Origin of the sequence: Mycolicibacterium sp. 624 (assembly GCF_040548615.1) — a bacterium.
GTDB lineage: Bacteria > Actinomycetota > Actinomycetes > Mycobacteriales > Mycobacteriaceae > Mycobacterium.
The window spans coordinates 410,861-437,345 of the sequence record NZ_JBEPRZ010000002.1 but is presented as its reverse complement, the minus strand read 5'-3'; the positions used below and the strand labels follow the sequence as shown (position 1 = coordinate 437,345).

11 protein-coding genes (1 of these 11 only partly in view) are annotated in these 26,485 nt (G+C 65.1%); 8 read left to right on the top strand and 3 right to left on the bottom strand.

Going from position 1 to position 26,485, the window contains the following annotated elements:
• Positions 1-171: 171 nt before the first annotated feature.
• Together ABIA65_RS09085 and ABIA65_RS09080 are read left to right on the top strand one after the other, a co-directional pair.
• Positions 172-897: an O-methyltransferase gene (locus tag ABIA65_RS09085; RefSeq protein ID WP_241403632.1), complete on the top strand. Its 726-nt coding sequence runs from the start codon at positions 172-174 to the stop codon at positions 895-897.
• Positions 898-1,031: 134 nt separating this feature from the next.
• Positions 1,032-1,805, top strand: coding sequence for a class I SAM-dependent methyltransferase (locus ABIA65_RS09080; RefSeq protein ID WP_371746978.1), 774 nt, complete (start codon positions 1,032-1,034; stop codon positions 1,803-1,805).
• A 14-nt stretch (positions 1,806-1,819) separates the two neighbouring features.
• Here ABIA65_RS09080 and ABIA65_RS09075 read toward each other — a convergent pair whose 3' ends face one another.
• Positions 1,820-3,100: a glycosyltransferase gene (locus ABIA65_RS09075; protein WP_241403634.1), complete on the bottom strand. Its 1,281-nt coding sequence runs from the start codon at positions 3,098-3,100 to the stop codon at positions 1,820-1,822.
• Between the two features lie 283 nt (positions 3,101-3,383).
• Here ABIA65_RS09075 and ABIA65_RS09070 point away from each other — a divergent pair, with 283 nt between their 5' ends.
• The 4 genes from ABIA65_RS09070 to ABIA65_RS09055 all read left to right on the top strand — a co-directional run bounded on the left by ABIA65_RS09070 (position 3,384) and on the right by ABIA65_RS09055 (position 8,805).
• Positions 3,384-4,889 (top strand): MFS transporter, encoded by a 1,506-nt coding sequence (locus tag ABIA65_RS09070; protein ID WP_241405510.1) that lies wholly within the window; start codon positions 3,384-3,386, stop codon positions 4,887-4,889.
• Between the two features lie 204 nt (positions 4,890-5,093).
• Positions 5,094-6,068 (top strand): sulfotransferase family protein, encoded by a 975-nt coding sequence (locus ABIA65_RS09065; RefSeq protein ID WP_371746979.1) that lies wholly within the window; start codon positions 5,094-5,096, stop codon positions 6,066-6,068.
• A 139-nt stretch (positions 6,069-6,207) separates the two neighbouring features.
• Positions 6,208-7,488 (top strand): glycosyltransferase, encoded by a 1,281-nt coding sequence (locus ABIA65_RS09060; RefSeq protein ID WP_241403636.1) that lies wholly within the window; start codon positions 6,208-6,210, stop codon positions 7,486-7,488.
• A 57-nt stretch (positions 7,489-7,545) separates the two neighbouring features.
• Positions 7,546-8,805, top strand: a complete 1,260-nt coding sequence (locus ABIA65_RS09055; protein WP_241403637.1) for a glycosyltransferase — start codon at positions 7,546-7,548, stop codon at positions 8,803-8,805.
• 84 nt (positions 8,806-8,889) lie between these two features.
• Here the strand turns inward: ABIA65_RS09055 and ABIA65_RS09050 are convergent, their stop codons facing one another.
• A complete protein-coding gene (locus tag ABIA65_RS09050) occupies positions 8,890-9,555 on the bottom strand; it encodes a class I SAM-dependent methyltransferase (protein ID WP_241403638.1) in 666 nt (221 codons plus the stop codon).
• 55 nt (positions 9,556-9,610) lie between these two features.
• Entirely contained in the window at positions 9,611-11,023 is a 1,413-nt protein-coding gene (locus ABIA65_RS09045; RefSeq protein WP_241403639.1) for a cytochrome P450, read from the bottom strand.
• Positions 11,024-11,551: 528 nt separating this feature from the next.
• Between ABIA65_RS09045 and ABIA65_RS09040 the strand changes: the two genes are divergently transcribed.
• Both ABIA65_RS09040 and ABIA65_RS09035 read left to right on the top strand, forming a co-directional pair.
• On the top strand, positions 11,552-11,776 hold the full coding sequence (locus ABIA65_RS09040; protein ID WP_241403640.1) for an MbtH family protein: 225 nt from the start codon (positions 11,552-11,554) through the stop codon (positions 11,774-11,776).
• 17 nt (positions 11,777-11,793) lie between these two features.
• Positions 11,794-26,485: the 5' portion of a non-ribosomal peptide synthase/polyketide synthase gene (locus ABIA65_RS09035; protein ID WP_354523311.1), read on the top strand. It continues 9,728 nt past the right edge of the window; the window shows 14,692 of its 24,420 coding nt (coding positions 1-14,692); it begins with the start codon at positions 11,794-11,796; its stop codon lies beyond the right edge, outside the window.

Genomic DNA, 26,485 nt, shown 5'->3' with positions numbered 1-26,485 from the left:
GCGCGCTCTCGGCCGAGACTCTGCGCCGAAGGTGCGGCCGGTCCGGTACCGTCGATTTATCCGTCCGAAAACCGTTCCGAGGTTGTAATTGACTGCCGCGTCACTGAACTGCGAGTGCAAAGCACACAGGGCGGTTTGGAAGTTGATCGATCTGCCGACAGGGTGCTTCCGGTGAATCTCGTTCTCAAGTTTTCCCCCGTCGCCCGGCGGCATCGCCTTCGGGGTCGACGTAAAACGTTGAGAGTGCTGGGGCCGGAGCTTGCCGCAATGACCACTTGGTCGGCGGTGGACACCGAGCTTCACGGTGAGGCGGCCGAGGTGGTCAACCGCACTCCGAGGGTCCACGAGTTGCCGCACGACTTGCCAACCTATGAGTCTGTGGTCGACCGAACTCGGCCGATCCGGATGTTGGAGATCGGTAGCTTCTATGGTGACTCGCTCCAGATGTGGCAGGAGCACCTTCACCCTGACTCGCGCATCGTCGGTATTGACATTGACTCAAAGCTGGTGCGAATTGCGGACTCAGGAGGCATTCACGTCCGCATGTGTGGTGAGCAGGGCGCTTCCTTCCTGCGAGAGGTGGCTGCGGAGTTCGGCCCTTTCGACGTCATCATCGACGCCGGAAGTATCACGACATCCCGTATGGCTGATTCCTTTCGCTGCCTGTTCGAGAAAGCGCTGAGCGATGGCGGCGTTTACCTGATTGAAGACGTCTATTGCGACTATTGGACGTTCGCCAACAATTTTTCGTTCACCGATCTCGCCACGGCATTGATCGACGCCGTGTATGGCCATTATCGGTTCGCGACCAATATCGCTACCTTCCGAGATGGTCACCTGATTGTTGTGCGCCGCGCCTCCCTGGACCGCAGCGACGCGACCACCGGTCCTGAGTAGCGGTGCGGTGTTCACGCCCCGGCGTGGCTGGCCGGGAGTCCGGATCCCGGGTCGATTACGTGCTGGCCCAACCGAAGTCGGCCGAAACCGCGGTGACTTTTGGGCTTTCGATTGGATCACCGCGCCGATGATCCATGATGGTCTACGTGGATAGCAGAACCCGAGACATTGCGAGCATGCCCCGGGGCGGGCCGGACGCTTCCTGGTTGGACCGGCGGTTGCAGACCGACCGACTGGAATACCTGGACCGTGATGACGTCGACGATCTGAAACGCAAGGTCATGGATTCACTCGACCGCGCCGGACGGCGACGCCGTATTGGTATCCACGACAAGTGCGCCCGGATGGTGCTTCGGGAGGTCGCCGACGTGCCCTCGCCGAGGATCCTCGAACTCGGGGCTGGCCTTGGCGGGCTGTCGAGCAAGCTACTGGAGAGACATCCCACTGCCGCGCTGACGGTCACCGATATCGATCCCACGTTTGTGGCCGGCATGGCCGCAAGTGACCTCGGCAGTCACCCGCGCGTCACGGTGCGCGAAATGGACGCCACCGCAATCGATGCCCCGGACGGGTATTACGACCTTGCGGTGTTCGCGTTGTCATTGCACCACCTGCCGCCGGTACTCGCCGCGCAGGTGTTCGACGCGGCGACCAGGGCGGCCAAGAAGTTGTTGATCGTCGATCTCCCCAGGCCGCCGGCACCGCTGCACGTGATGCTGTTGGCGGTGGTGCTGCCGCTCACCAAGGTCTCGCCACTGCAACACGATGGCTTCATCAGCTCGCTTCGCGCCTACAGCCCGTCGGCACTGCGCGCGCTCGCCAATCATGCCGACCCGGCCATTACCGTCGAGTTCCGGACCGGACGAGGGTTGGGCCCGACGGTGGCGGTCGCCAGCCGCGCCCGCTAAATCAGGACTGCAGGTCAGCCAACACGACTTGAGCGGGCGAAGTTCTCCAGCAGATCGGCGGTGTTGGCAACGCTTTCGGCGGGTTTGGTCATCCGGGTGGCGACCTCGCGTGCCCGGTCGACATACTGCGGTTCGAGGATTCGGCGTAGGTCCGCGACCAACGATTTCTCGGTAGCGGCCGAAATGCGCCGCCCGAAGCCCACTTTCAGTTGTTTGATCCGATCTGCGTAGATCGCCTGATCGAGGGCCGTCCAGAGAATCAGCATGGGGACGCCGGCGCGCAGGCCCGCCGATGTGGTGCCCATTCCGCCGTGGTGCACGAGCGCGCGGCAGGAGGGAAACGCGGCCGCGTAGTTCATCGAGTCGACCACCTTGACGTGCTCGGAAGGGGGGATGTCGCTGAAGTCGCTCCAGCCTGCGCACACCAACGCGCGCTCGCCCAGCTGTGCGCAGGCCGCGGTGATCGCGGCGAGCGTGTCGGCGGGAGACTTAACCGGCGTGCTGCCAAACCCGAAGAAGATCGGCGGTGTTCCCGCGGCGATCCACGAGGCGATCTCGTCATCGGAATCGGTCGGCAACTCCATAGTCAGCGCGCCGACAAAGGGTCGCTGGCCATTCCAGTTCGCCCATTCCGCTGCCAGCCCGGGGAACCACGTCTCGTCGTAGGCCTGAACCTCTAGTGATCCGCGTTCGGTGATCCGTCGCGGTGCGGAGCCCCTGGCCTTCGGCAAGCCCAGTTGACGGCGCTGCGCGTCCTCAAACCTCTTCACCCCACGCCAAGCCGTCCACTGAAACAGCGTCAGGGCGTGACGACCCAACGACGGTGGCAGGAAAGGCAGGAAGTGGCCGTTGGCCCGCACGGGTGCAACATGCAGCGTTGCCAACGGAATGCCGTAATACTCCGCGACGTTGACAGCCGGCGGTTCGAAATTTAAAAAAGTGACCAATAGGTCGGCGCCATCCGACAATGACTTCAGCGTTGCGGCGATCTCGTCCCAGTACCCGATGATGGGCTCTCCGACTTCGCGCCACGACCTGATCAGATCTGGAATCTTCCAGAAGTTCTTCGAGAACTCTCCGAAGAAGCGCGTCCAGAAATCCCGGTGCGCGTCCCACCACACCTGGGTGTCAGGGCCATAGGGGACCGCCTCAAGCCCAGCGGTCTCGGCGAAGCCGACGAGGTCGGGCGGGACGGCCACGCGCACGTCATGCCCACGTCGCAGCAACTCCAGGCCGACTGCGACGCAAGGCTCGATATCGCCACGACTTCCGTAGCTCGCCAGCACCACTTTCATCGCGAGTCTTTCGGCATGGAATTTTCCCCGATCCGGTGGCGAACCGCGATGTAGCAACTGGTCTTTGGCGACTGGGTAATCAACAGCCAATCCACAGCACTGTGGTGTGGGTGTGGTGCGCGATGTGACTCTAACTGAGCTGAGCTAATTTCTCGCCAGTTTGAACGAACCGAATTTGCACGACCTCAATTTCTTGGCAACGCCCGGATGCTACGGTCGGCCGGTGACCGACCGCGCGGAGCGAACGACCTCGGTGCCTGTCGCGCCGACCACGCCGCAGCCCATGAGCAGTGACCCCTCGACTTCGCTGCTGTCGCGCAGATTCATCGGTGTGGTTATCGCGATCGGCGGCGTGCTGCTGATGGCGTTCATGGACGGCCCCGTCGCGGTCTATGCGCTTCCTCAGATCCAGGACGATCTCGGCCTGTCGAATGCCGGGCGCAGTTGGGTGATCACCGCATACGTCGTCGCCTTTGCTGGCCTGATGTTGCTTGGCGGCCGCCTCGGTGACACCTTCGGCCGCAAGCGCACCTTCATCGTTGGCATCGCGCTGTTCACCCTCGCCTCGGCCCTGTGCGGTATCGCCTGGGACGGCACCATCCTGGTTATTGCCCGGTTGTTGCATGGCGCGGCCGCCGCGATCGTGGCACCGACGGCTATGTCGCTGGTCGCGACCACGTTCCCGAAGGGTCCGACCCGCAATGCCGCCTCGGCGGTGTTCGGGGCGATGAGCGGTGTCGGCGCGGTGCTGGGATTGGTGGTGGGCCCAGCGCTCACCGAGGTCTCATGGCGGCTGGCGTTCTTGGTGAACGTGCCGATCGGGCTGGTGGTGATCTATCTGGCCTACACGACGCTGCGGGAGACCCAAAAGGAGCGGATGAAGCTCGACGCCAGCGGCGCTGTGCTGGTCACGTTGGCTTGCACCGCTGCGGTTTTCGGCTTGTCGATAGGGCCGGAGAAGGGCTGGCAGTCGCCCATCACGATCGTCTCGTGTCTGGTGGCTCTGTGCGCCTTCGTGGCGTTCGTCGTGGTGGAGCGCACGGCCGAGAACCCCATCGTGCCGTTCAGCCTGTTCGCGCAGCGCAACCGGCTGGCCACGTTCGGTGCGATGTTCCTGGCCGGTGGAGTGAGTTTCACCCTGGCCGTGCTGGTCGGCCTGTATGTGCAGAGCGTCATTGGCTACGGCCCACTTCAGGCAGGCATCAGCTTCATCCCGTTCGCCGCCGCGACGACTGTCGGGGTGGTGGTGGCATCGCGAGTGGTGACGTGGTTGCCGCCGCGGGCAGTGGTGATCGCAGGCGGCGCCTTGGTGGTGGCGGCGCTGGTGTACGGCTCGACGCTCAACGGCGGGGTGCCGTACTTCCCGAACCTGCTTCTGCCTATCGTCCTCGGCGGTATCGGTCTCGGGATGATCAACGTGCCGCTCACGCTGTCGCTGGTCGCCAGCGTTGGGTTCGACCGGATTGGGCCCGCATCCGCAATTGCACTAATGCTGCAGACCATCGGCGGGCCGATTGTCCTGGTCGTTGTCCAAGCCGTCATCACGCTGCGCACGCTGCAACTGGGCGGCACCAGCGGGCCGGTGGACGCCATGAACGCCGCCCAGATGAATGCGCTGGACCAGGGCATAACCTACGGCCTACTGTGGCTGGCCGGCGTGGTCGTCCTACTCGGCGTGGTAGCGCTGTTCATCGGCTACAGCGCGCAGGAGGTGGCGCGGGTGTCGGAAGCCAACAAGGCCGCCGACGCCGTCGAGGACGACAATGCGGACGTCGACGAGAGTGCTTAGCTCGTAGCTAAGATCTCATTCTTGCTGTGATCAGGTCGGCCCCGGAGACCATGCGACATATAGCGATTCACGGCAATAGTGTCGTGTCACTGTCTATCCTGCCGCTATGAGTCAGAGCCGAACCGCTATCGCGAATCGCGCCGCAGGATCCCCTTCGTTGCGTCAGCCGACGACGCAGACCGCGGTCACACGCGACTTCGGAGTGTGCTCGTGACCCCGGCAGCACAGCCCGGTGCTGCGGCTCGCCCCGTTGCACTGTTCGTGTTGGGAGCGCCCAGGTCTGGTACATCGGCGCTCACGCGGGTGCTATCGCTATGCGGTGCGACGCTCCCGGTCGGGATGGCGGGCGCTGACCGGAACAATCTGCGTGGCTATTGGGAGCCGCGCGCGGCTCTGCATATCAACAACACAATCCTGCATCGCCACGGCAGCACCGTGTTCGACACGTCATTGCGCCTGCAGGACGACGGTGGGCTGGACGCCGAGCAGAAGGCCGCCTGCGTCGGCGAGATTCAGGCGTATCTCAGCACGCTGCCGTCCGCACCGCTCGTGGTCATCAAGGACCCGAGGATAACGCTGCTGTCCGGCTTGTGGTTCGAGGCGGCGCGTCAGGCCGGATTCGACGTCGCAGTCGTGATTGCGGTACGCCACCCGCGTGAGGTCATCGCGTCCGGTGAGGCGGCCCTGCTGGCTCAGCCGGAACTCGCGAGTGCTTTGTGGCTGAAGTTCAATCTGCTGGCCGAAAGAGATTCACGCGGCCTGCCGCGCGTGTTCGTCGACTACGCCAACTTCCTCGACGACTGGCGCCGGGAGGTGAAGCGGATATCGGTGGCGCTCGACATCGATCTCGACGCCCGGGACGAGGGGGCGATCAAGGATTTTCTCACCTCGGATCTTCACCGCCAGCGACACAGCGGCCCGGTGACAGAGCCCTTCGGCACAGACTGGATAACTGTGGTCAACGATGCGCTGTGTGCGGCCGCGAGTGACGAGCCCTTGGATCAGGCCGCTCTGGATCACGTTTTCGAGTCGTACCGGGCGAGCGAACGCGGTTTCCGCACGGCGCTCGAGAACAGCCACCGCCTACACAAGATCCACCGGTTCATGCCGCCGCGTTTCCTGAAGCTACGCAACGAGATCGTCGCGCTGGCCAACCGCCGCAGCGGGACTTGGGCCTAGGCCCGATGGTGGAGGCCGAGACTTCTGGATTTCAGGTCGTTAGCGCGGGTATCGGGTTATGCTGCCGGGCGGTCGAGCCGTGGCGAGGCCCCCACTTTGATTCCGCAGAAATACGGGACGTGAAGGACTGAGATCCGCGATGAAGTTCGTGCTGTCATTCTATGGAACCCGTGGCGATGTCGAGCCTGGTATCGCCGTCGGTCGTGAGTTGCTGCGCCGCGGGCATGACGTGCGCATGGCAGTCCCGCCCGATCTGGTTGGCTTCGCCGAGGCGACCGGACTTGCGGCGGTAGCCTGCGGGCCGGACGTGCGCGTGTGGCAGGACGTGAATCGTGACTTCTGGGCGCGGTTCCTGCGCAACTTCTGGAAGAACTTCTGGAGGATCGGAGATCTGAAGGCGTTGCTGCGCGAGGACTGGGAGTTGTTCACCCAGTGCTGGCAGGACGTCAGCTCGACCCTGAAGTCGATGTCGGAGGAAGCTGACCTGCTGTTCACCGGCGTACTGGGTGAGGAGTCAGCCGGCAACGTCGCGGAGTACTACGGCCTTCCTTTGGCCACATTGCATGTGTTCCCGATTCGGGCCAATGGCCAGCTCTTTCCGGGAATGCCGACTCGGCTAGGCCGGTCTGTCATGAGGATGTCGGAGTGGTTGGGTTGGCCGATGATGAAGAGGATCGAGGACCGTCAGCGTCGAGAACTGGGCCTTCCCAAGGCCACCGGCCCCTCGCCGTGGCGGATCGCGGACCGCGGATCGCTGGAAATCCAAGCCTACGATGAGGTTTCCTTCCCCGGACTGGCCGAGGAATGGGCGAAATGGGACGGTCGCAGGCCCTTCGTCGGCGCGCTGACGTTGGACCTGCCGACGGATTCCGATGCCGATGTCGCCTCGTGGATTGCTGCGGGAACACCGCCGATTTGTTTCGGCTTCGGCAGTATGCCGGTCGAATCTGCCGCCGACACCCTGGCCATGATCAGCGCGGCCTGTGACCAATTGGGCGTGCGCGCTTTGGTTTGCGCAGGTTCGAGTGACTTCAGCGGCGTCTCCCACTGTGAGCAGGTCAAGGTGGTAGACGTGATGAACTACACCGCCGCCTTCCCGGCCTGCCGTGCGGTCGTGCATCACGGTGGCGCGGGCACCACGGCCGCGAGCCTGCGGGCCGGTGTCCCCACGCTGGTTCTCTCGACTGACCTCGACCAGACGCTGTGGGGTGCTCGCGTTAAACGACTGAAAGTTGGCACCGCCAGGCGTTTCTCGGCCACCACCGAGAAGACACTGGTCGCAGACCTGCGCACCATCCTTGATCCGGCATGTGTCGCCCGCGCCCGCGAGGTCGCGACCCAGATGACCCAACCCGCCGAGAGTGTTGTGATCGCCGCCGATCGGTTGGAAGCCTTCGTCCGCCTCAGGCGTGCTGGCTGACCGGCGACGGCGCGCCAGCACAAAGCGCGCAGGGCAAGTGAGAGGCCAGATTCCGCGATGAAGTTTGTGCTGGCAAGCTATGGAACACGCGGCGACATCGAGCCGTGTGTCGCTGTCGGCCGTGAGCTGCAGAGCCGCGGGCACGAAGTGCACATGGCCATCCCGCCCGACCTGATCGACTTCGCTGCGGCGGCAGGACTTTCAGCGGTTGCCTACGGACCGGACCTGCAGGACGTGCTGGACGCGCACCGCAACTTCTGGACGCATTTCTTCCGCAACTTCTGGAAGATCCGAGAATTGATCAGACTGCGGCGCGAAGTCGTCGAGCCATTTCTCGAGTGCTGGAAGGAGATCATCGCGACGCTCACCTCGCTCACCGAGGGAGCCGACTTGCTGTTCACAGGCGTCAACTTCGAGGACGCCGCAGGCAACGTCGCCGAGTACTACGACATTCCGCTGGCCACGCTGCACTTGTTCCCCCTGCGCGCCAACGGTCATCTCTTGCCAGTCCTCCCCGCACCATTGGGTCGTCGCGCAATGAAGATGGGCGAGTGGGTGGCATGGCGCGCGGCCAGGAAGGTCGAGGGTGTCCAGCGCGGTGAGCTGGGCTTGCCGAAGGCGACACGACCCTCGCCGTGGCGGATCACTGACCGCGGCTGGCTGGAAATCCAAGGCTACGATGAGGTCTGCTTTCCCGGTCTCACACATGAGTGGGCGAATTGGGCTGGACAACGGCCCTTTGTCGGCGCACTGACGATGGAGTTGCCGACCGACGCCGACGACGAGGTCGCGTCGTGGATTGCGGCCGGGACACCGCCGATCTTCTTCGGCTTTGGCAGCTTGCCGGTCGGATCTGCCGGCGAGACACTCGCCATGATCACCGCGGCGTGTGCCCAGTTGGGTGAGCGGGCGTTGATTTGCTCGGCGGGAACTGACTTCCACCTCCCGCACTCCGAGCACGTCAAGGTGGTGGGTGCGATGAGTTACGCGGCCGCCTTTCCCGCCTGCCGCGCAGTTGTGCACCACGGCGGCCTGGGCACCACTGCGGCGGGCCTGCGCGCGGGGGTTCCCACGTTGATCCTCTCGACCGACTTCGATCAGACGATGTGGGGGAGGCGGGTCAAGAAACTGAAAGTCGGTACCGCCAGGCGTCTTTCGGCCACCACCGAGAAATCGTTGGTGGCAGATCTGCGCACGATCCTGGAACCACAATATGGCGTCCGCGCCCGCGAGGTCGCCACCCAGATGACCAAGGCCACCGAAAGCGTTGCGGCCGCCGCCGATCGCCTGGAGGCCTTCGCGGAATCACGTCAATAGAGGTCCAGCGTGCGCGGATCCGCAGGAAAGCGTCATTGCGTCACACGCAAATACTCTGTCTAGCAGTGATTCACGTTGGCGACATCAGGGGAGCCGCAGTTCCAGCATCTGTTGGCCCAACGGATGATCCCAATCTCCGATGTAGTGGGGTGCCAGTCCGGCAGTGCGCGCGCAGTTCTCGATGTGATCGCGGGTGTAGTGATAGGGGTCCGACAGAAAATGCGTGGCAAAGGAGCCGCGCGAGAACGTATCTGGGATCGGTAGCTCGGGTACCTCGTAGAACGTGAAGTAGAAGCGGCTCGCCTCGTGCATCACTCGCCGCATCTGCATGAAACAGTAGATGATGTGGTTCGCGGGCAAATGCGTCAGCAACGACACCGAGATCCCGAAATCAAACTGGGTGTTGAACCCGGAGGCATCGAATTGATCGGTGCGGTGCAGGTGAACCTGCTTGTTAAACCCCGCTGACCGCAACTCCTGCTCGCCAGCCTTCAAAAGGCTCTTGTTGATGTCGATGCCGTAGTAATTGCCGTCGTCGAGGTAATCGACGAAATGCAAACCTCCCCGCAGAGCGCCACAGCCCACGTCCAAAAGTGTTGACGTGGGGGCCAGCCCGTTGGCGACCATGAAGTCGAACTGAAGACGACCGATCTCCTCCCAACGGCCGCCGACCATGAGGCGGTGAACCTTCAGCTTGCGCTGGAGAGGGCCGAGTTCACGGTGGTATTGGTTGATCTTCGTCTGTTCCACGTTTTCTCTCTTAGCGTCTGATCGGGTCGTTCAGGAAGTTTGGTCAATACACCCGCTACTCCATCGGCGAATCGCTCGACGGATTTGAGCCGTGGCTGGCAGGACACACCGGAGGGTTTGTTGCCGACGCTGACGCGACGTCCCTCAGGGCGCGGATTCGGATGAGCCCACCGCGATGCGGCACGAAGGTGACGTGCTTCGACTTCTGCTTCTCATCGGGTTCTGTCGTGGTGCACAACTCGACCCTGCGGAGGATCTCACGCAGCACGACTCGCATCTCGACCGTGGAGAACGTGGCACCTATGCAGCGGCGATTGCCACCGCCGAACGGCAAATAGGTGGTCGGCGTCAGGGTGGCGCCGATCATTCGGTCCGGGTCGAACCTCTCCGGATCCGGATACAGATCGGCATTCTGATGCACCAGCCCGATGCCGGGGTTGACTATGGCGCCGGCAGGCAGCAGGTAGCCACCCAACTCGATCGGCTCCTTCAGTAGCCGGCCCGAGCTGAAGATCACCGGACGGATCCGCAGCGTCTCCTTTGCCACCGCATCGAGGTACTCATCGCCGGCAGGATCGCCCTCCGCGCTGGCATCGGCGGCCCACACTGCCTTGGCCAATGCCTCAGGATGGCGGGTCAGCCGCTCGAGCGCCCAGGACAGTGACGCGGAGGTCGTCTCATGGCCTGCGGCGATCAGCGTCAGGAGCTGATCGCGCAGTTCGTGGTCGGTCATCGTGCGTCCGTCTTCGTCGGAGGCACGGACCATCATGGCCAGGGCATCGGTTCGGTCGGCCAGATCGGGGTCGGCGCGGCGGTCCGCGATCTCGGCGTAGAGCAGGGCGTCGGCTTCTGCGAATCGTCGGCCCAGCGCTCGCCACGGGCCATAGTGCTGCAAGTTCGGCTTGGCGATCGCCGGCGTCTCCCACGGCTTCAGGTACAGCAGCTCGGGTATGACTTTGCGCAGCGCGGCGAGCCGGTCCAGGTCGGTGGCGCCGATGACGGTCCGCAGGATCACCTCGAGCGTGATCTGGGTCGTCTTGGACTCCACCGGGAAGTCCTTGTGCACCGGCCATTCGGCGATGCTGGCTGCAGCGATCTCGGCCATCTGAGCAGCCTGCTGCGCAACGGCGTCGCGATGGAACGCAGGCATCATCAGACGACGTTGGTCGCGATGCTCATCCTCATCGATCACGAACACCGAGTTCTCGCCGAGGACGCCGCTCAAATACCAGCGCGCTTCGCCGGCGTGAAAGATCCGCGGGTCGCCGGCGAAAACCTTTTTGATGTCGTCCGGATTCGCGAGATAGATCGTCGTGCCCGCCAGCGGTTCACGCAGCTTGAACACGTCGCCGTAGCGGCGCTGGCATTCGGTCAGGAAGCGCAAGCCGTAGCGCAGCATCAACGCGGACTGCGCCACCATGGGAAGTGGAGGTCCGGGAGGCAGTCCGGGTTGCGCGGTGTCGCTCACAGTGCGGGATCCTTGCTACTAGATGGGTATGACGCGGTCACGCCGACGACCACGGGCTGCACCTGACACGGGTTTGCCGGTCGCGTGTGAACACTCGGTTCGGGTAGATCCACAATCGCAGACCAGGGCGCTACGGCGAGTTCCAACCGTACGAGTGTCGGGTTGGGTGTGCGAGCACTTTGGGGCGGTTGCATCGCATTCATCGCGAGATTCACCGGTGCCGCGCGCGTGTCGACCGCCCCGGTGCAGGTGTGATGAGCCTCACCACGTACGGTCATCTGGCGCTCGACCCGGACCCCCTGCGGAGCATCGCGCGCTGGGCGTCCCCGCGGCACCTGCGGCAACGGTGCGGTCGACTCCACAGCAAAGTTTGAATTCTCCGGTATCGGGTCTGTCGCACCGTTGAACTGACGTTCACGCGTGTTACAGCAAATATTGACGATTTTCCTAAAACTCCGTACGGGGCAGCTGGCCTCGGTTAGGTTAGAACGTGTTCCACTTGTGTCGGCTAGATGATCAGGAGAAATGTTGAGCGTCAATCCCTTCGACGACGACAAAGGCAGTTTTTTCGTCTTGGTCAACGACGAAGAGCAGCACAGCTTGTGGCCCGCGTTCGCCGATGTCCCAGCCGGCTGGCAAGTGGTCTTCGGCGAAGCAGACCGCGTGGCGTGCCTCGACTACATCGAACAGAACTGGGCTGACATACGGCCGAAGAGCCTGCGCGAGAGGTTGGCACAGGGCCGGAACAAGTAAACGGCAGGCATAGACCTATGGAATGTGACAGCGGGACCTTTCCGCTCACGCGAGGTCAGCTGGACATATGGCTTTCCGAGGAAACCGGTCGGGTCGGCGCCAAGTGGCACAACGGCATGCTTGGCCGAATCGAAGGCCCGCTCCAGCCTGCTTTGCTTGAATTGGCGATCCGTCACGTGGTGGGCGAGGCCGAACCGCTGAGAGCCACCTTTTTCGAGGCTGATGGAAAAGTCTTCCAAAGGCTGATTGATTATCCGGACGTTGAGCTTGCGTATTACGACCTCTTAGATGCGCAGGACTCCGTGCAGGAAGTCAACCGTCTAATGGCGTCGATTCAACACGCTCCGATGCCGCTTAGCGGGCCGCTGTTCAAATTTGCGTTAATGCAGACGCGGGCAGATGAATTCTATTGGTTCGTGTGCTGTCACCACATAGCTGTAGACGGCATCGGCATGGCCATGATTATTCATCGGATTGCGGAAGTCTATTCCGCAATTGCCACCGACGCCGCGATTCCTCCTCCAATTTTTGGCTCGCTGAGAAACCTGATCGACAGCGAGTTGGAATACGAGTCCTCCGCCGACTACTCGGATGATGAGGCCTACTGGGCCAAGAATGTTCCGCTCGACGTCGAACCAGGTTATGGGCTGCCTGCAGGCAGCGCGGGCCGGCCCAGTGAGTACGTGCCTTCCGCGCCGGTTCGACTGGATCCATCCGTCGTTGCCAAGACGCGCGAGCTGTCACACGCGTTGGGGGTACGGCGCGCCTCGGTGATCACCGCGGCGTGCGCGTTGCTCGTGCGTGGGCAAGGTGCTGGGGCCGCTGAGGTCGTGCTCGATTTTCCGGTGAGTAGGCGTGTGCACCCAGAGGCGCTGATGGTGCCCGGGATGATCTCCGGGGTTGTGCCACTGGTGTTGAAGACGTCGCCGGAGTCCTCGGTGGCGGGCTTTTGCGAACATGTCGACACCCAGATGCAAGAGGCGCTGCGTCATCAGCGGTTCCCGGCGCGCGCTATCGAGAACCAGGCGCGGTCACAGGGCTCTGGGCAGCCGTCCGATCGGGCAACCATCAATTTCATTCCCGCGATCCCCTTTGCGGATTTTGCCGGTGCTGCTGGGTCTGGGGCCGTGACCCACACCGGCCTCACGGATCAGTTCGGGCTGGTCTTCACCAAGGACGGTGAGGAGCTCTACCTCGGCACGTCGGGTGTTGGGCAGATGTTTGCCGACTGCGATGCGCGTGATCTAGCGGACCGGTTCGAGCGAGTGTTGGCGGCGATGACCGCCGATCCTGGGCAGCTGCTCTCGGCGATCGATGTGGTCGACGCGCACGAGCACGCCCGCCTGGATGCGATCGGCAACCGCTCGGTGTTGGCCGATCCGACACCGGATGTGTCGTCGATTCCGGAGCTGTTTGAGGCCCAGGTGGCTCGCACTCCGGAGGCGGTGGCGGTCAGTTTCGACGGTCGTGACATGTCGTATCGCGAGTTGGATGAGGCTGCGAATCGGTTGGCGCACTTGTTGGTTGGTCGCGGTGTGGGTCCGGGGCAGCGGGTGGCGTTGTTGTTCTCGCGGTCGGGTGAAGCGGTTGCGGCGATCTTGGGGGTCCTGAAGACCGGGGCGGCGTATGTGCCGATCGATCCGGCGGTGCCTGATGCGCGGATGCAGTTCGTGCTCGCCGATTCCGCGCCGCTGGTTGTGGTGACCACTGCTGATCTGGTGTATCGGTTGGACGGGCATGAGTTGCCGGTCGTCGATGTCGCCGACGCCGCGTTGGTGAGCGCGCCGAGCGGTTCATTGCCTGTGCCGGGCGGGGACGATGTTGCGTATCTGATTTACACCTCGGGTACCACGGGTGTGCCCAAGGGTGTGGCGATTCCGCATCGCAATGTGGCGCGACTGTTGGACGCGATCGACGCTGAACTGGAGCTCTCAGCAGGCCAGGCGTGGGCGCAGAGTCACTCGCTGGCCTTCGACTTCTCGGTGTGGGAGATCTTCGGCGCGCTGCTGCATGGTGGGCGGCTGGTGGTGGTGCCCGAGTCGGTGGCGCGGTCGGCTGAGGAGTTCCACGCCTTGCTCGTCGAGCAGCGGGTCGGTGTGTTGAGCCAGACGCCATCGGCGTTCTACGCGCTCCAGGCGGTCGACGCCATTCAGCCCGAGCTTGCGGGTCAGCTCGGTGTCGAGGTGGTGGTGTTTGGCGGTGAGGCGCTCGAACCGCTGCGGCTGAAGCCGTGGTTGGAGAATCATCCGGGCTCGCCGCGGTTGATCAATATGTATGGCATCACCGAGACGACGGTGCATGCGTCGTTCCGCGAGGTTCTGCCGGCCGATGTCGACAGCGTGGGTAGCCCGATCGGGGTGCCGTTGGCCGATCTGGCGTTCTTTGTCCTCGATGACTGGTTGCGGCCGGTGTCAGCGGGTGTGGTCGGCGAGTTGTACGTGGCCGGTGCGGGTTTGGGCTATGGCTATGTGGGCCGGGCACCGTTGAGCGCGACACGGTTTGTGGCCTGTCCGTTCGGGGAGTCCGGGACACGGATGTATCGCACCGGCGATCAGGTGTGCTGGGGCGCTGACGGGCAGCTGCAGTACGTGGGTCGTGCCGACGAACAGGTCAAGATCCGCGGGTATCGCATCGAACTCGGTGAGGTCCAGGCCGCTTTGTCGGGGTTGGACGGTGTCGAGCAGGCGGTGGTGATCGCCCGCGAGGACCGCCCCGGCGACAAGCGCCTCGTGGGCTATGTGACCGGGTCTGTCGACGCCGCCCAGGCGCGCGCCACGCTGACACAGCGCTTGCCGGGCTACATGGTGCCGACTGCGGTGGTGGTCTTGGATGCGTTGCCGCTGACGGTCAACGGCAAGCTCGACAAGAAGGCGCTGCCGGCACCGGAGTACACCGATGTCGATCACTACCGCGCCCCGAGCACACCCACCGAGGAGATCCTGGCCGGCATCTACGCCCAGATCCTCGGGATCGACCGAGTCGGCGTCGACGACTCATTCTTCGAGCTGGGTGGCGACAGCATCCTGTCGATGCAGGTCGCGTCGCGCGCCCGTATCGCAGGCTTGGTGTGTCGCCCGCGCGACATCTTCGTCGAGCAGACCGTCGCCCGGCTGGCCGAGGTGGTTGGTGAGGCCGGCAGCGCCGGTGGCGTGCTTGACGAGGGCACCGGGCCGGTGGTCGCGACTCCGATCATGCGGTGGCTGAGCGGCCTCGAGAACGGGGCTGGCTCGCTGAATGAGTTCAACCAGACGGTGCTGCTGCAGGCACCGGCTGGGGCGACCGAGGCCGACGTGGTGGTGATGCTTCAGGCCCTGCTGGATCGGCATGCCATGCTGCGGGTTCGGGCCGTGCGCGACGGCGCCGATGGATGGTCATTGACTGTGCCCGAGGCGGGTTCGGTCGACGCGCGCAGCGCACTGATGTCGGTGCACATGCTGACCGATGAGGCTCTGGTCGCGGCGAGGTCGCGGTTGGATCCCGCCGCGGGCGTGATGGTCAGCGCCTTGTGGGCAGCCGCCACGGGTGAGCTGGCGGTGATCGTTCACCATCTGGCCGTCGACGGTGTGTCGTGGCGGATTGTGTTGGAGGACCTCAGCATCGCCTGGGCCCAGCATCGCGACGGACAACCCGTAGCGCTGCCGGTGGGCGGGACGTCGTTTGCCCGATGGGGCGAGCTACTGGCCGAGCACGCATCCCGTCGCGAGGTTCTGAGCCTCGCAGACTCGTGGAAGCAGATAGCTTCGGTCGCTCCCGTGCTGCCTGCGGCGGAGCCGACGGTCGACACTCATGCCAGCGCAGGGCGGCTCTCGGCGGAGTTGGATGCCGAGACGACTCGCATGCTGCTCGGTGAGGTACCCGCGGCGTTTCACGTTGGGGTCCACGACATCTTGTTGATCGCGTTCGGGTTGGCGGTGGCCGAGTTCCTGGACAACCCCGCCGCGCCCATCAGCATCGATGTTGAGGGCCATGGGCGCGACGAGGAACTCGCGGCCGATATCGACCTCTCGCGCACGGTGGGGTGGTTCACCGCCAAGTACCCGGTGTCACTGGACTTTCGGGATCGCGCCGGGGGCTTGCGCTGGGCGCAGGTCGTGGCCGGTGATGCCGCGCTGGGTGGGGTGATCAAGGGCGCCAAGGAGCAGCTTCGGGCGCTGCCCGACGGCCTGACCTACGGTCTGCTGCGCTACCTGAACCCCACGGCTGATCTGGCGGCGGCTGACCCGCAGATCGGGTTCAACTACCTGGGTCGCCTGGGAGCCGCGGCCGCCGATCTCTCCGAAGATGTGTGGCGGATGTCCCCGGACGGTCTGTCAATGACCGGCGTGGCCGGGGCGATACCCATTGCCCTGCCGCACACCGTGGAACTCAACGCGGCCACCATCGACACCGATACCGGCCCGCAATTGCGGGCCGACTGGACGTGGGCGTCATCGGCGCTCGACGACGCGCAGATCACCCGGCTGTCCCACCTCTGGTTCGAGGCCTTGACCGGCGTCTGCGCGCATGTGCGAAACGGCGGGGGCGGTTTGACACCGTCGGACATCGCCCCGGCCCGACTGAGCCAACAGCAGATCGACCAACTGGCACGCCATTTCGTGATCGCGGACGCGCTGCCACTGACCCCCTTGCAGCAGGGATTGCTCTACCACGCCAGCGCCGCGCAGGGATCCGGCGACGATGTCTATGCAATGCAGCTGGATATCGCGTTGAGCGGCGAGCTCGACGCACACCGGCTGCGCGACGCCGTGCAGACAGTGATCAGCAGGCATCCACACCTGGCTGCCCGGTTCAGCGAAGAATTCGACGAGCCGGTGCAGATCATCCCGGCTGATCCGGTGGCCGCCTGGCGCTACGTCGAATTGGACACCGACAGCGGCGATGCCGATGAGCAGATCGAACGGATATGTGTCGCCGAACGCGCGGCGGTCTGCGATCTCGCCGATCAGCCCGCCTTCCGAGCCGCTCTCATCCGCACCGCAGGCGACCGGCACCGGTTCCTGCTCACCGCCCACCACATCGTGCTCGATGGCTGGTCGATGCCGATCCTGCTGCAGGAGATCTTCGCCAGCCTCGGCGGGCAACGGCTGCCCGCGGCGGCGTCGTATCGCAGGTTCGTCACGTGGCTGGCCGAACGGGATCGCGATGCCGCCCAAACGGCGTGGCGTCAGGTGCTGGCCGGTTTCGACACCCCCACTCTCGTGGGCCCGTCCGGCCGGGCGGGACTGGGGCCGCGTGGCATTGAGTCGTATCGGCTGCCTGAGGAGATCACGCGGTCACTCGGCGAGCTGGCACGCTCGCACCAGACCACCACCAACATCGTGTTGCAGGGTGCCTGGGCACTGCTGCTCAGCTCGCTGACCGGACAGCACGATATCGCGTTCGGCACGACGGTATCGGGGCGCCCGGCCGACGTGGTCGGCGCGGAATCGATGGTGGGCCTGCTGATCAACACGGTGCCGGTGCGGGCGAGCATCACGCCGTCCACCACCACTGCCGACCTACTCGGGCAACTTCAAAGCGCCCACAACGACACGCTCGAGCACCAGCACTTGGCGCTCAACGACATTCACCACATCGCCGGCCAGGAACGCCTGTTCGACACCCTTTTCGTGTTCGAGAACTACCCGATCGACGCCACCGGAGCGTTGGGCGTCGACGGGTTGGGCATCACCGAGTTCAATTTCCGCGAATCCAATCACTACCCGCTTGCGGTGCAGGCCCTGCCCGGCCGCGAAGTGGGCACCCGCGTCGAGCGCGAGATGAGCTTGCGCGTCGAGTACGACTCCGACGTGTTCGACCCCGCCGCTATCGAGATGCTGATCGAGCGGTTCCAGCAGGTGTTGAGGGCCATGGCCGCCGACCCGGGGCAGCGACTCTCGTCAGTGGAGCTGCTCGATGCGGCCGTGCGCGCACGCCTCGACGCGTGGAGTCGCAGGGCCGAGCTGACCGAGCCGGCGGCCGAGGCGGTGCCGATTCCGGTGTTGTTCGCCGCCCAGGTGGCGCGCACACCAAACGCATTGGCACTGACCTTCGACGGCCAGTCGATGACGTACCAACAACTCGATGAGACCTCCAACCGGTTAGCGCATGTGCTGGTCGGCCAGGGTGCGGGCCCCGGCGAGGTAGTGGCCCTTCACTTTCCCCGGTCGTCTGATGCGATCGTGGCGATACTGGCCGTGCTGAAGACCGGGGCGGCCTACCTGCCGATCGACCCGGCGCTACCGGTGGCGCGTATTGGATTCATGCTGACCGATGCGGCGCCCATCGTCGCGGTCACCAAAACCGGGCTGGCCGGGCGGTTCGACGGATTTGACGTGACCGTCGTCGATGTTGATGACCTCGCTGTCGACGCCCAGCCCAACACCGCGCTACCAGGCCCGGCGCCCGATGACATCGCCTACATCATCTACACCTCGGGCACCACCGGTGTTCCGAAAGGCGTTGCCATACCTCATCGCAACGTACCCGGGCTGTTTGGTGTCCTGGGTGCCGAGGTGTCGTCCGGACCAGGACGGGTCTGGACCCAGTGGCACTCCTATAGCTTCGACGTCTCGGTTTGGGAGATCTTCGGTGCGCTCCTACACGGTGCCCGGCTGCTCGTGGTGTCCGAATCCATGGCTGCGTCGCCGGAGGACTTCCATGCGTTGCTGATCGCTGAACAGGTCAGCGTGTTGAGCCAGACCCCCTCCGCGGCAGGAATGCTCTCACCGCAGGGTTTGGAGTCTGCGGCGCTCGTGGTGGCGGGGGAGGCCTGCCCGTCTGAGTTGGTCGACCGGTGGGCGCCCGGACGGGTGATGATCAACGCCTACGGCCCCACCGAGGCCACGGTGTACGCGTCGATCAGCGCACCGCTCACAAGCGGCGCGGTCGTGCCTATCGGTGTTCCGGTGGCCGGTGGGGCGTTGTTCGTGTTGGACGCCTGGCTGCGCCCAGTGCCGCCCGGGGTGGTGGGTGAGCTGTATGTGGCCGGCCGCGGCGTGGGGTACGGCTATTGGCGCCGTGCGGGTTTGACGTCATCTCGGTTTGTGCCGTGCCCGTTCGGAGAGCCCGGCGCCCGCATGTATCGCACCGGTGATCTGGTGCGCTGGGGCGCCGACGGGCAAGTGGAGTACCTCGGACGAGCCGACGAGCAGGTCAAGATCCGCGGGTACCGCATCGAACTCGGTGAGATTCAGGCGGCGTTGGCCGATCTCGACGGGGTCACGCAGGCAGTGGTGATCGTCCGCGAGGACCAGCCGGGCGACAAGCGCCTGGTCGGCTACATCACCGGCACCGCGGACTCGGGCGAGATCCGCGCCCAGCTGGCGCAGCGACTCCCCAGCTACATGGTGCCGGCCGCAGTGCTGGCGATTGACACAGTGCCGCTGACGGTTAACGGAAAACTCGACAGACGGGCACTGCCTGCACCGGACTTCTCCGACACCGATCACTATCGCGCGCCGACCAACCCGGTCGAGGAGATCCTGGCCGACATCTTCGCCCACGTTCTCGGACTCCACCGCGTCGGCGTCGACGACTCATTCTTCGACCTGGGCGGTGATTCACTGTCGGCAATGCGGCTGGTCGCCGCGATCAACAAGGCACTGGATGCCGGCATTGCGGTGCGCGCCCTGTTCGACGCACCCACGGTGGCTCAGTTGGCGCCCCGCATCGGTGAGGGTGGTGGGCGACTGGAGCCGTTGGTGGCCGGCCCGCGGCCCGCGGTGATTCCGCTGTCATTCGCCCAATCCCGGCTGTGGTTCCTGGACCAACTCCAGGGTCCCTCGCCGGTCTACAACATGACGGCCGCGTTCCGGATCAGCGGTGCACTTGATGACGAGGCGCTGGGCGCGGCGCTGGTCGACGTGGTGGGTCGCCATGAAAGCCTGCGTACCGTGTTCGCCGCACCCGACGGCGTTCCCAGTCAGGTCATCCTTGCCCCTGGGCGCGTCGATCTCGGCTGGGATGTCGTCGATGCCACCGGCTGGCCGGCAAGTCGGCTGCAGGAGGCGATTGACACCGCGGCGCGGTACGCATTTGAACTGGCCGCTGAAATCCCGTTGCGAACAACGCTTTTCCGCCTTGCCGACAACGACCATGTCTTGGTGGCCGTACTGCACCACATCGCCGCCGACGGCTGGTCGATCACCCCGTTGGTCGCAGATCTGGGCGTGGCGTACGCCAGCCGGTGCGCGGGGCGCGCTCCCGAGTGGGCACCGTTGGCAGTCCAGTACGCCGACTACACGCTGTGGCAGCGCGCCCAGTTCGGCGATCTCGAGGACAGCCACAGCCGTATCGCCACCCAGCTCGCGTACTGGGAGGGCGAACTCGCAGGCATGCCCGAACGGGTGGCGCTGCCGACCGATCGGCCCTATCCGCTGGTGGCCGATCAGCGCGGTGACACGGTGGAGGTGAACTGGCCCGCCGAGTTGGGGCAGCAGATCGCCCGGATGGCTCACGAGCACAATGCGACCAGCTTCATGGTGCTGCAGGCAGCCCTGGGGGTTCTGCTCTCCAAACTCAGCGCGAGTTCGGATGTGGCGGTGGGGTTCCCGATCGCAGGGCGTCGTGACTCGGCGCTCGATGAGCTGGTCGGGTTCTTCGTCAACACCCTGATCCTGCGGATCGATCTGGCCGGCGATCCCACCGTCTCCGACGTGCTGGCTCAGGTTCGGGCCCGCAGCCTGGCCGCCTACGAGCACCAAGACGTGCCGTTCGAACTTCTTGTCGAGCGGCTCAATCCCACCCGATCCCTGTCCCATCACCCCCTGGTCCAGGTGGGGTTGGCGTGGCAGAACGTCGCCGGTCACGACCTCAACAATCCTGCTGCCGGGATGACGTTGGGTGACCTGGCGGTCGATCCGGTGCCCGTTGACACCCACACCGCCCGCATGGATTTGAGCTTCTCGCTGGCCGAACGCCGGACCGATGCCGGTGACCCGGGCGGCATCGGCGGGACGGTGGAGTTCCGCACCGACGTGTTCGACGCCGACACCGTCGAGACGTTGATCGTGCGGCTGCAGCGGGTGCTGACGGCGATGACCTCCGATCCAACGGCACACCTCTCGTCGGTGGATGTGCTCGATGACGATGAGCACGTCCGCCTTGCTGAGATCGGCAACCTCGCAGCGCTGACGCGGCCCGCACCCAGGCAGGTGTCGATTCCGGCATTGTTCGCCGAGCATGTGGCACGCGCGCCCGATGCTGTGGCGATCACGTGTGGCGAGCGATCATGGACCTACCGCGAACTCGATGAGTCCGCAAACCTGCTGGCGCACACGCTGATCGGGCAGGGTGCGGGGCCAGGGCAATGTGTGGCGCTGCTGTCCAACCGGTCCGCCGAGGCGATCGTGGCGATACTTGCGGTGCTCAAGACTGGGGCGGCGTACCTTCCGATCGATCCGGTGGTACCCGATGCGCGGTTGGAGTTCGTGCTCACCGACGCAGCGCCGGTAGCTGCGCTCACAACCGCTGATCTGACCGATAGGCTGAGCGGGCGTGGCCCGGTCGTCATCGACGTCGGTGCTATCGAGAGCCCCGCTGTCGACGCTCAACCCGGTACGCCCGTCGCGGTGGCGAGCCCCGATGACGTCGCCTACCTCATCTACACGTCAGGTACCACAGGCGTGCCCAAGGGCGTGGCCATCACCCACCACAACGTGACGCAGCTGCTGGAGTCTCTCGATGCCGGGTTGCCCAGCTCGGGCGTGTGGCCCCAGTGCCATTCGTTGGCGTTCGACGTCTCGGTGTGGGAGATCTTCGGTGCCCTGCTTCGTGGCGGGCGAGTGGTGGTGGTACCCGAGGACGTGGTGGGTTCACCGGTGGACTTCCACACTCTGCTGGTTCGCGAACAGGTCAACGTGCTCACCCAAACGCCCTCTGCGGTAAGGATGTTGCCGTCCGATGGCTTGGAGTCCGCGACGCTGGTTGTCGTCGGTGAGGCCTGCCCTCCTGAGGTGGTTGACCAGTGGGCGCCCGGTCGGGTGATGATCAACGCCTACGGTCCCACCGAGACGACGATGTGTGTGGCGATCAGCGCGCCCCTCACGCCTGGGCTCGGGGTGCCGATCGGGGCCCCAGTGCCTGCAGCCGCGCTGTTCGTGCTCGACGAGTGTCTGCGCCCGGTGCCGGCCGGTGTGATCGGTGAACTGTACGTCGCCGGTGCGGGTTTGGGTTATGGCTATGTGGGACGGGCCCCGCTGAGCGCGACGCGGTTTGTGGCGTGCCCGTTCGGTGGGCCAGAGGTGTCCGGAAAGCGTATGTACCGCACCGGGGATCTGGTGTGCTGGCGCCCCGACGGGCAGCTGCAGTACCTGGGTCGCGCCGACGAACAGGTCAAGATCCGCGGCTATCGCATCGAACTCGGTGAGGTCCAGGCCGCTTTGGCCAGGCTGGACGGTGTCGATCAGGCGGTGGTGATCGCACGCGAGGACCGCCCCGGCGATAAGCGTCTGGTCGGCTACATCACCGGGTCAGCCGATCCGGCAGAAGTGCGTGCCGATCTTTCCGAGCGGCTGCCGGCCTACATGGTGCCCGTTGCGGTGGTGGTGCTGGACGCGTTGCCGATGACGGTCAACGGCAAACTCGACACCCGCGCCCTGCCTGCTCCCGACTATCACCATGGCTCTGGGGATGGCGATTCCTACCGCGCCCCGGTCGATGCCGTGGAGGAGGTCCTGGCCGACATCTACGCCGAGGTACTGGGGCTGGAGCGGGTCGGGGTCGATGACTCATTCTTCGACCTGGGCGGCGACAGCATTATGTCGATGCAGGTGGTGGCCCGGGCTCGAGCGGCTGGCCTGGTGTGTCGCCCGCGCGACATCTTCGTCGAGCAGACCGTGGCCCGACTGGCACGGGTAGCGGCAGTGAGCGGCGGTGCGGTTGGCGGAGGCGATGAGGGCATCGGGCCGGTGCTGGCCACGCCGATCATGCATTGGCTGCAGGACACAGATGGCCCGGTGGATGAGTTCAACCAGACGGTGCTGGTCCAGGCGCCGGCTGGGGCGACCGAGGCCGACGTGGTGGTGATGCTGCAGGCCCTGCTGGATCGGCATGCCATGCTGCGGCTGCGCGCTGTGCGCGACGACGCCGGTGGGTGGTCATTGACTGTGCCCGAGGCGGGTTCGGTCGACGCGCGCAGTGTCCTGGAGTCGATTCAGACACTGACCGATGAGGCGTTGGTGGCCGCGAGGTCGCGGTTGGACCCGGCCGCCGGGGTGATGCTGCGCGCGCTGTGGGTGGCGTCGGCGGGTCAGTTGGTGGTGAGCATTCACCACCTCGCCGTCGACGGAGTGTCGTGGCGGATTCTGCTGGATGACCTCAATATCGCCTGGGCTCAACATCGTGGTGGGCGGCAGGTGGCGCTACCAGTGCCGGGAACGTCGTTCCAGCGGTGGGCGTCGCTGCTGGCAGAGCATGCGTGCCGTCCGGAAGTCGTGGGCCAGGCCGATGCATGGCGACGGGTGGCGGCGACGCCAGCTGCGCTGCCAGCGGTGCAGCACGACGTCGACACCCAGGTGAGTGCCGGACGTTTCTCGGCCGACTTGGATGCCGAGACCACCCGCATGCTGCTCGATGCGGTGCCGGCGGCGTTTCACGCTGGGGCGCAGGACATCTTGCTGATCGCGTTCGGTTTGGCGCTCGCGGAGTTCCTGCCCAGTGGCGGCGCGCAGATCGGGATCGATGTCGAGGGCCATGGCCGGCACGAAGAACTCGTCGGTGACGTTGACCTCTCCGGCACCGTCGGGTGGTTCACCACCAAGTACCCGGTGTTGCTCAACGGAAGTGGGCTGTCCTGGGCGCAGGTGGTGGCCGGCGACGCGGCGCTGGGTGCGGTGATCAAGGGAGCCAAGGAGCAGCTTCGGGCACTGCCCGACGGCCTGACCTACGGTCTGCTGCGGTACCTGAACCCCGATGTCGACCTCGCCGGATCCGACCCGACGATCGGGTTCAACTACCTGGGACGGCTGGGCGGCGCGGCCGCCGAGGCATCCGACGATCAGTGGCGCATGGGCCAAGACGGCTTGTCGTCCACCGCCGCGGCCGCGGCGATACCCATGCCGCTGACCCACACTGTGGCCCTCAATGCCGGCACCATCGACACCGGCACCGGACCACATCTGCACGCAGACTGGACATTCGCGCGCTCGGCGGTCGATCACGAACAGATCACCCGCCTTGGCCAATTGTGGTTCGAGGCCCTGGCAGGCATCTGCGCGCACGTGCGAAATGGCGGCGGCGGATTGACGCCGTCGGATATCGTCCCCGCCCGGCTGGGCCAGCCGCAGATCGATGAGCTGCAGCGGCAGTACCAGATCGCTGACGTTCTGCCGCTTACCGCTCTGCAACAGGGGCTGTTCTTCCACAGCAGTACCGCGCATGACACCGACGACGATCTGTACGTGGTGCAGCTGGATATCACGGTTACCGGCGCGCTCGATCAGCACCGGCTGCGCGATGCGGTGAACGCGGTGGTCGCTCGGCATCCACACCTCGCGGCCCGATTCTGCGACCAGTTTGACGAGCCGGTGCAGATCATCCCGGCCGATCCCGAGGCGGGATGGCGGTATGTCGAACTGGGCACGGCCGATGGCGAATTGGGCTCAGCCCAGGCCGAATTGGGCACAGCTGAAGCTGAGGCACAGATCCAGCGGGTGTGCGCCGACGAACGCGCTGCGGTCTGCGACCTGGCCCACCCACCGGCGTTTCGGGTGGCGCTGATTCGCACCGCACCAGACCGGCACCGGTTCGTGCTCACCAACCACCACATCGTGCTCGATGGCTGGTCGCTGCCGATCCTGCTGCACGAGATCTTCGCCAGCTATCGCGAGCAGCGACTGCCTGCGGCGACGCCGTATCGCAGCTTCATCAGCTGGCTGGCCGATCGCGACCAGGCTAGCGCTCACGCGGCCTGGGGCGAGGTGCTGGCCGGTTTCGAGGCCCCCACCCTCGTTGGCCCACCACAGAAGTCCGGGCTGGGGGAGCGCGGCGTTGCCTCGCATTGGGTGTCCGAGTCGACGACTCGGGCGCTCAACGAGCTGGCCCGCTCGCATCACACCACCGTCAACACCGTGCTTCAGGGCGCCTGGGCGGTGCTGCTCAGCTCGCTGACCGGCCTGCATGATGTCGCCTTCGGCGTCGTGGTCTCGGGGCGGCCCGCCGAGGTGGCAGGCGCGGAATCGATGGTTGGTCTGCTGATCAACACCGTGCCGGTGCGCGCCGACATCACCGCGGCGACCAGCACCGCCGAGTTGCTCGACCAACTGCAACGATCGAACGCTAAAACCCTTGAGCACCAACATCTTGCGCTCAGCGAGATTCATCGCATCACCGACCACGACCGACTGTTCGACACGCTTTTCGTGTTCGAGAACTACCCGGTCGACGCCAGCGCATTGTCGGGCGCCGACGGGCTGACCATCACCGAGTTCACCAGCCTCGAGTCCACCGACTATCCGCTGACGATGCAAGCCATACCCGGTGACGAACTGCGCCTGCGCGTGGAGTACGACACCGATGTCTTCGACGTGGCCGGAATCGAGGCCCTCGCCAAGCGTTTCGAGACGGTGTTGGCGGCGATGGCCGCCGATCCCAGGCGCCCGCTGTCGGCAGTGGATCTGCTCGATGAAGCTGAGCGGACCCGCCTGGATGAGATCGGGAACCGGGCGGTGCTGAGCCACTTGGCGCAGTCGGCGTCGGTGCCGGAGCTCTTTGGCGCGCAGGTGACGCGTGCCCCGGAGGCGGTGGCGCTGGTCTGTGGCGACCGGTCGATGACCTATCGCGAGCTGGATGAGGCGGCCAACCGGTTGGCGCACTTGCTCGTCGCGCGGGGGGCCGGTCCGGGCGAGCGGGTGGCGTTGATGTTCCCCCGGTCGATCGACGGTGTCGTGGCGATCTTGGCGGTGCTCAAGACCGGCGCCGCCTATCTGCCCATCGACCCGGCGCTGCCGTCGGCCCGCGTCGAGTTCATGGTGACCGATTCCGCGCCCATCGCCGCGGTCACCACGACCGTGTTTACGTCTCGGTTCGACGGATTCGAGTTGCTGGTCGTCGATGTCGAGGATCCTGACATCGCAGCCCAGCCCAACACGTCACTGCCGGCGCCGGCACCGGATGACGTCGCCCACATCATCTACACCTCGGGGACCACCGGCATGCCCAAGGGCGTGGCGGTCACTCAGCGCAACGTGACTCAACTGTTCGACTCGCTGCAGATCGGAGTGCCGCTGGAGCCAGGGCAGGTGTGGACGCAGTTCCACTCGTATGCCTTCGACTTCTCGGTGTGGGAGATCTGGGGTGCGTTGCTGCACGGGGGCCGCCTGGTGGTGGTACCCGAGATGGTGGCCCGCTCACCTCAGGAATTCCACGAACTGCTGGTACGCGAACGGATCACGGTGCTGACGCAGACCCCGTCGGCAGTGTCGATACTGCCGGTGGATGGCCTGGACGGGACGACGCTGGTGATCGGCGCCGAGCCCTGCCCGCCGGCGTTGGTGGACCGTTGGGCGCCGGGGCGGGTGATGGTCAACGTCTACGGACCGACCGAGACCACGATGTGGTTGTGTGCCAGCGCGCCGCTGGCGGCGGGATCGGGGTCTCCGCCGATCGGCTCACCGACGGCGTGGGCGGCGTTCTTCGTACTGGACGAGTGCCTGCGCCCGGTGTCCGAGGGTGTGGTCGGCGAGCTGTACCTCGCCGGTGCCGGTGTCGGAGTGGGGTATTGGCGTCGCA